General features: G+C 72.0%; 5 protein-coding genes and 1 tRNA gene. 2 read left to right on the top strand and 4 right to left on the bottom strand.

The window, feature by feature from the left end; genetic code table 11:
- From AC5LSR_RS10925 to AC5LSR_RS10915, 3 genes are all read right to left on the bottom strand, one after another.
- Positions 1–303 (bottom strand): GNAT family N-acetyltransferase (locus AC5LSR_RS10925; RefSeq protein ID WP_493468409.1); only part of this gene is annotated, 303 nt, incomplete at its 3' end.
- 140 nt (positions 304–443) lie between these two features.
- Positions 444–1679, bottom strand: coding sequence for an epoxide hydrolase family protein (locus AC5LSR_RS10920; protein WP_250291096.1), 1236 nt, complete (start codon positions 1677–1679; stop codon positions 444–446).
- A gap of 623 nt (positions 1680–2302) precedes the next feature.
- A tRNA-Leu gene (locus AC5LSR_RS10915) sits at positions 2303–2375 on the bottom strand.
- Positions 2376–2548: 173 nt separating this feature from the next.
- Here AC5LSR_RS10915 and AC5LSR_RS10910 point away from each other — a divergent pair.
- Together AC5LSR_RS10910 and AC5LSR_RS10905 are read left to right on the top strand one after the other, a co-directional pair.
- Positions 2549–3163 carry an ANTAR domain-containing response regulator gene (locus tag AC5LSR_RS10910; protein ID WP_013873459.1) on the top strand — a complete coding sequence of 205 codons (615 nt, stop codon included), beginning with the start codon at positions 2549–2551 and terminating at the stop codon, positions 3161–3163.
- Between the two features lie 59 nt (positions 3164–3222).
- On the top strand, positions 3223–4776 hold the full coding sequence (locus tag AC5LSR_RS10905; protein ID WP_250291098.1) for a branched-chain amino acid ABC transporter substrate-binding protein: 1554 nt from the start codon (positions 3223–3225) through the stop codon (positions 4774–4776).
- A 16-nt stretch (positions 4777–4792) separates the two neighbouring features.
- Here the strand turns inward: AC5LSR_RS10905 and AC5LSR_RS10900 are convergent, their stop codons facing one another.
- Positions 4793–7042, bottom strand: a complete 2250-nt coding sequence (locus AC5LSR_RS10900) for an MMPL family transporter (protein WP_493465560.1) — start codon at positions 7040–7042, stop codon at positions 4793–4795.
- Positions 7043–7366: the final 324 nt, after the last annotated feature.

Below are 7366 nucleotides of genomic sequence, written 5' to 3'. Positions count from 1 at the left end.
GCCGCTGGAAACCGTGGCGACGTTCACCCGCCGTGACATGCCGTCCAGCGCCTGGCGGAGAAGCCGGCCCATGTGGCCACGCCGGCGGAAGGAGGGTTGGATCTCCACCCCGCCGATACCCTCGGCGTCGACGGCCACGGCGCCGAACCGCCACCGGAAGGAATGCACCTCCAACTCGCCGACGGGCGTGTCCTGGTTTGCCACCAGCCGGCAGTAGCGCACGGACCGGTTACCCGCACCCGACTCGATCGTCTCCGTGTAGCGCAGACCGGGTTCCAGCACGACGTCGACCACCGGGTGCATGTCCCGAATGTCTTCCCCCCGGCTAGATCACACAAGGCGGGTTGGCCAACCATCCCGCCACTTGGCCGCTCCGAGCGGTGGATCGTGGTTGTTGGTCAGCGTCAGGACGCCGGATGTGGCTGAGATGTGGCTGGTGTCGTTCAGGGTCTGCGGCCGTGGAAGGTGTGGCGCAGGTCGTTCACCCAGGCGTCGGGGTTCTCCCAGGGGATGAAGTGGCCGCCGTGGTCGTGGGCGTTGACGTTGACGTGGTTGAACCAGCCGGCCTGCGGGCCGGTCGTGAACGCCTGGACCCGCTCGGCGGCGGTGTGGATGCCGGGCGGGTTCTCGTAGGTGACGAGGGTGAGGCCGACCGGGGCCTGCACGGCCGGGGTGCGGTCGTGGGCGGGGGTCCAGGGGTAGCGGTTGGCGTTGGCGTAGTAACGCATCGAGGTGGCGATGGAGTTGTTCACCCAGTAGATCGTGGCGTGGGTGAGCAGGTCGTCCGTGGTGAAGACGGACTCGAGGTCGCCGTCGTTGTCGCTCCAGGCGTTCCAGCGCTCCAGGAGCCAGGCGAGCAGTCCGGCGGGTGAGTCGCTCAGGGCGTGGGCCAGGGTGGCGCCGTCGAGCATGTGCACGGCGAGGTGGGACGCCGAGCGACGGTCGAGTTCGATGATGCGGGCGCGGACGTCGGCGGGCTGGTCGTCGGTGAGGGGCCGGTTGCGGGCGAAGTCCCAGGCGCGGGGGCCGGTGAAGAAGTCCAGCGGCAGCCCGGAGCCGATGTGGATGCCGTACAGCTCGTCGGGGTACTTGTGGCCGAGCTGGCTGGAGACGATCCCGCCGATGTCGCAGCCGGCGGCGGCGTACCTGTCGTAGCCCAGGGTCTCGGTCATCAGGGTGTGCCAGAGGTCGGCGACCTTCCAGAAGTTGACGTCCGGGAAGCCGGTGAGCGGGCCGGGGAAACCGAAGCCGGGCAGGGACGGTACGAGGACGTCGAACGCGTCGGTGGGGTCACCGCCGAACGCGGCCGGGTCGGCGAGCGGGTCGATCACCTTCGACCAGTGCCAGAACGTCCACGGCCAGCCGTGGGTGAGGATCAACGGGATCGGGCGGGGGCCGCGGCCGGGCCTGCGCAGGAAGTGCACCGGGACACCGGCGACGCTCGCCTGGTAGTGCTCGTAGGCGTTGATGGCGGCCTCGGCCTGGCGCCAGTCATAGCCGTCCCGCCAGTAGGCGACCAGCTCACGCAGATAGCTGTCCGGGACGCCGTAGGACCAGTCCCCGTTCCCCTCGTCCAGCGGCGGACGGGTCCGTGTGAGACGGGCGTGCAGGTCATCGAGGACCTTGTCGGGCACATGGATCGGGGCGGGCTCCAGGGGGAAGGCGTGCGGGGTGGTCATCGCGTGGTTCCTTACTGGACAGGGGGAAGCGGCCCCGTCGGGCTGGTGGGTGGTTGGGCGGCGAACCGGCATCCGCAGAGCCAGCGGGTGTACCGGCTGCGCAGCTACCTGTTCTGCGCGCTGTGTGGGGGGCGGATGCTCGGGAAGTCCGTCCGGAACACCCCCTACTACGTGTGTTCACCGAAGAAGGGCTACAACCCGCCGGGTCATCCTGCCATCTCCAGCTTCTGGATCCGGGAGGAGGCGCTGCTGGCCGGCCTGGGTGGTTTCCGCGCCGAGCGGGTCTTCGGCCGCTACCGGCATGATCTCCTTGGTGCCCATCTGGACGGCGTCGCCGCCGCCCGGCAGGAGGAACGTGACCGGCGGTTGGTCGCCCTGCGCACGGCTCTCACCGAGACCGAGAGCAGGAGGCAGCGGCGGCTGCTGACCACGTTGGAAACGCGGGATGGTCCTACCGGGGCGGTGTTCTCCCGCGTGCAGCAGCGGATCGCGGATGCCCTGGGCTCCGCAGGGAAGACGGTCGTGCGAAGCACGACCTCAGGGGTCCGGGGGCCGCCCCCCGGGCAGATATCGCGGCCCCGGCAAAGCCGATCAGAGATCGGCGAGCACGACAAGCCAGCGCGTGCCCCCGGTGGGATTCGAACCCACACTGTCGGTGGTTTGAGCACCGTCTCTCTGCCGTTGGAGTACAGGGGCCGGCAGTCACGGTCCGCGGACGCTGGGTCTTGAAGTTGCTGGCGAACCGGTCAATATGCAGGTAGAGCTTCCTCCATGACTGTAGCCGGGTAAGGTGCGGATCGACCGGCCGCCCCACGCCGCGGCGAGTCAACAGTGTGATCCTAGCCCTGCGAGCCCAGGAGTCCGACTCGATGAGCCAGCCATCCTCGACCCCCCGCCGGGTGCTGATCGCCGAGGACGAGGCGCTGATCCGCCTCGATCTGCGGGAGATGCTCCAGGAGGAGGGCTACGAGGTGGTCGGTGAGGCCGGCGACGGTGAGGTGGCGGTCAGTCTCGCCACCAAGCTGCGTCCCGACCTGGTCATCCTCGACGTCAAGATGCCCCGGATGGACGGGATCGACGCCGGCGCGCACATCGCCAAGGAGCGGATCGCGCCGGTGGTGATCCTGACCGCGTTCAGCCAGCGGGATCTCGTGGAGCGGGCCCGGGACGCCGGGGCGATGGCCTACGTCGTCAAGCCGTTCCAGAAGAAGGACCTGCTGCCGACGATCGAGATGGCGATGAGCCGGTTCACCGAGATCGTCAGCCTGGAGGCCGAGGTCGAGGACCTGCAGGGCCGCCTGGAAGCCCGCAAGATCATCGAACGGGCGAAGGGGGTCCTGCAGACCGAGCACGCCATGACCGAGCCGGACGCCTTCCGCTGGATCCAGCGCACGTCGATGAACCAGCGGCGCACGATGCGGGCGGTGGCCGAGGCCGTGCTGGCCGGTGACCTGCTGCCCGGCGAGGCCCTGCCCGGAGCGTGACCACCGCCCGCAACCTGCTCGGGCGGAACCGGAGGAACGAAGAACGAAGAACGAAGAACATGGTCGGACGGCTGACAGCCATGCTCGGACGGCTGTTCGTCACTGGGCCGCGGCGGCGGCTACACCGGGTGTTCGCCGTTGTGGTCGCTGTGATCGTGGTCCTCGTGGCCGTTCTCGCGGTGGCGCTCACGGGCGGTTCGCCGGCTCACGGGCCGTCCGCCACGCGGACCAGGACGGCCACGCTCGGGCTGATCGCACCGCTGTCCGCGGACCGCGCATCCGTGGGTACGGCAGTGCGCAACGCCGTTCGCCTCGCGGTCGACGAGGCGAACGCCCAGGGCACGATCCCGGGCTGGAAGGTCCGGCTGAGCGTCCAGGACGACCTGTCCAGGCCGGACGGCGGCGCCCGCGCCGCGGGGACGCTCGCCGCCGACCAGACCCTGATCGGCGTGGTCGGGCCGCTGAGCTCCACGGTCGCGATGGTCGCCCTGCCCACCCTGGACGCCGCCGGGATCGCGGTGATCTCGCCGTCCAACAGCCAGCCCGAGCTGACCGGCGCCCCCTCGTCGGCCGCGCCGGCCCCGTCGACGGCCCGGAGCAGGCCGTACCGGACCTACTTCCGGCTGAGCGGGACGGATGTGCTCGCGGCCCGTGACGCCGCCGAGTTCGCGGTGCGGGCCAGTGGCCGCCAGCGGATCGCGGTGGTCGACGGCGGCCCGGACTTCGGTATCTCGCTCGCGCGGCGGTTCGCCGCCGAGGCTGCCCGGCTCGGCGCGGCCGTCACCGGGACGCACCGGGTCGACGGCAGCACCGACGACACGGCCGAGGTCGAACAGGTGGCCCGCTCCCTGCGCGCCGAGGCACCGGACCTGGTGTACGTGGCGACCGGCCCCGCCTTTGCCGGGAAGCTGCGCGAGGAACTGGCCGAGCACGGCCCGGCCGTGTCCATCCTGGGCTCCGACGGGCTGTTCGACTCCCACTACCTCGAGCGGACGCGGGACACCGCCGAAGGAGACCTGATCGCCGATCTTGGTGCGCCCCTGTCCGCGCTGCCGGCGGCCGGGCGGTTCGCGGCCGCCTACCTGGGCCGCTGGCCGGCGGAGAAGGACGGCGGCAGCCCGGCTACCGGCGCTCCGGCTGGCGGTGTCTCGCCCGCTGGCGCTCCGTCTGCTGGCGCCCCGCCCGCTGGTGGCCTGTCTGTCGCCGGTCCGTCTGCTGCCGGTCCGTCTGTTGGTGGTCCGGCCGGCGGTAGCCCGGCGGCGGCCGGACCGGCTGGTGACGGTGAGGCCCGCGACGGCGGCCACGCCGTCGCGCCGGCCTCACCGGCCGCCTCCCCGGCGCCGGGCGTCGACGGGATCCCCTCGGTCGCCGCCTACGCCTACGACGCGGCGCAGGCGCTGCTGCGGGCCGCGGCCGGCGTCCTGCCCGGCCGCGACATGGTGGACGAGGCCGCCAGGGCGGCGATCGTCACCGCTGTCGGGCAGGGCCGCTTCCCCGGTGTCACCGGTGAGGTCGGCTTCGACGCCTGGGGCGACCCGCTGACGTCGGTGGTGACCGTCTACGAGGTCCGCGGCCAGCGCTTCGTCCCCGTGTGGAGCCGCCGCTCCGGGTAGCCGCGGGCCGCCGCGGTCAGGGATGGCGGACGGTCGCGGGCAGGTCGTGGGGTGCGGTGGGGCCCCCGGCGGACGTGGTGGCGTGGGCCCGCTGCTCGGGCAGGGCCGGCGGGCCGAGGAGCTTCTTGCCCTCGACGTCGATGTCGGGCAGGAGCCGGTCCAGCCATGCCGGCAGCCACCAGGCGTGCCGCCCGGCCAGGGACATCACCGCCGGCACCAGGGTCATCCGCACCACGAACGCGTCCACGAGCACGCCGAAGGCGAGCGCGAAGCCGATCGACTGGATGATCGCCTGATCGGACAGGATGAACCCGGCGAACACGCTGATCATGATGATCGCGGCCGCGGTGACGACCCGGGCGCCGTGCCGGAAGCCGGTGACCACCGCGTCGTCCGGCCCGAGGCCGTGGACGAACTCCTCGCGCATCCGGGTGACCAGGAAGACCTCGTAGTCCATGGCCAGGCCGAACAGGACACCGATGAGGAAGATCGGCAGGATGCTGACGATGGGGCCGGTCGTCGCGACGCCGAGGACGTCCATCAGCCAGCCCCACTGGAACACGGCCACCACCGCGCCGAACGTGGCGACGACACTGAGCAGGAAGCCCGCGGTCGCCTTCAGCGGCACGAGGACGCTGCGGAAGACCAGGACGAGCAGCACGAACGCCAGCCCGACGACGACCGCGAGGTAGGGCAGCAGCGCGTCGGAGAGCTTCTCGGACACGTCGATGTTGATCGCGGTCTCACCGGTGATCGCGGTGCTGGCGCCGGTGGCGGCCCTGATCGCCGCCGCCTGGCCGCGGATGGTGTGCACCAGGTCCTCGGTGGCGGCCTCGCTCGGCCCGGAGGCGGGGGTCACCGACAGCGTCGCGGTGTCACCCGCGGGGCTGAACGTCGGCGCGGTCACCGCGGCCACGCCCGGCAGCCCGGCGATGGTCCGGGAGACCTCGTCGACGGCCGTGTGCGGGTCGGCGCTGGCCGTGCCGTCCACCACGAGCAGCAGCGGGCCGTTGAAACCCGCCCCGAACCCGGCGGTGAGCTGGTCGTAGGCCCGGCGCTGGGTGCTGTCCGGCGCGGCCGTGGCGTCGGTGGGCAGGCCGAGGCGCAGATCGGCCGCGGGCACGGCGAGCAGGCCCAGGGCCAGCACGGACACGGCGACGGCGATGCCGCGACGCCGCACGATCAGGCGTGCCCACCGCTGGCCCGCCGTGGGGCCGCCGCCGTCGCCTTCGGGGTCGCGGGCGCGCAGCCCGGGGATGCGCCCGCCGGTCAGCCGCCGCCCGGCGAAGCCGAACAGGGCGGGCAGCAGGGTGAGCGCGACGAGCACGGCGACGGCGACGGTGCCGGCGGCGGCCAGCCCCATCGACGTCAGGAACGGGATGCCCACGACCGACAGCGCGGCCAGCGCGATGATGACGGTCAGACCGGCGAACACCACCGCCGAGCCCGCGGTGCCCACCGCGCGGCCCGCGGCCTGCTCGCCGTCGGACCCCAGGGAGAGCTCGTGCCGGTAGCGGGAGGTGATGAACAGCGCGTAGTCGACACCGACCGCCAGGCCGAGCATCAGGGCGAGCGTCGGGGTGCTGGAGCCGATGTCGATGAACCCGGTGGCGATCTGGACGCACCCGATGCCGATCATCACGCTCAGCAGCGCGGTGAGCAGGGGGAAGCCGGCCGCGACCAGCGAGCCGAAGGTGATGACGAGCACGACGGCGGCCACGGCCAGGCCGATGACCTCGGTGGCGCTCTGTTCGGGCGCCCCCTCCACCGCGGTGCCGCCGAACTCGACGCCGATCCCGGCGTCGCGGGCCGTCGTGGCGGCGGCGAACAGGCTGTCCCTGGCCTCGTCGGTGACCTCGCCCGGCTGCACCTTGTAGGCGACCTGCGTGTAGGCGGTGCGCCCGTCCCGGGAGACACCGTCCCGGAGGAACGGGTCGCTGGCCTGGGCCACCTGCGGCGCCCTGGTGATCCGCTGGACGGTGTCGGTGACGGCCTGTCTGCGCGCACCCTCGGTGAGCGGACTGTCCGTGACGGTGAAGACCACGCGCGCGGTGGCCGCGTCGGCGCCGGCGCCGGGCATGCGTTCCCGCAGCAGGTCGACCGCTTTCTGGGATTCGGTCCCCGGGATGGAGAAGGTGTCGGAGGTCGGGCCGGACAGGGTCGCCGCGCCGGCCCCGATGAGGGCCAGCACGACGACCCACAGGGCGACGACCAGCCGCCGGCGGCGGTAGGCCGTGCGTCCGAGCCGGTACAGGTAGGTGGCCAACGGATCTTCTCCTTGGGTCGACAGGGCGCTGCGGATGAGCGCCGCTTGCCAGCGTCACTAGCCGATCGGCAGGTCTTCTCCAAAAGGAAGCTAGCCGTTCGTCTAGGAAATGGCAAGCTGATCGGCTGGTTACCGACCTGCCGTTCGGCTAGCATTAAGATCGATGAGCGCGCAGGACGCGACAGTGCTGCTCTGTCAGCTGCGCTTCGGCCGACCTGTCGGCCCGCCTGTCGCGCGAGATGATGCCTGGTGATGGCGCCCAGATCGTCCGCGCGGATGGGGATCAGCCGGACAGGCGGCCCGCGCAGCCAGGACAATCCGGAC

The organism is Protofrankia sp. CiP1_Cm_nod4 (genome assembly GCF_982290645.1).
This window is presented reverse-complemented; position numbering and strand designations above follow the sequence as displayed.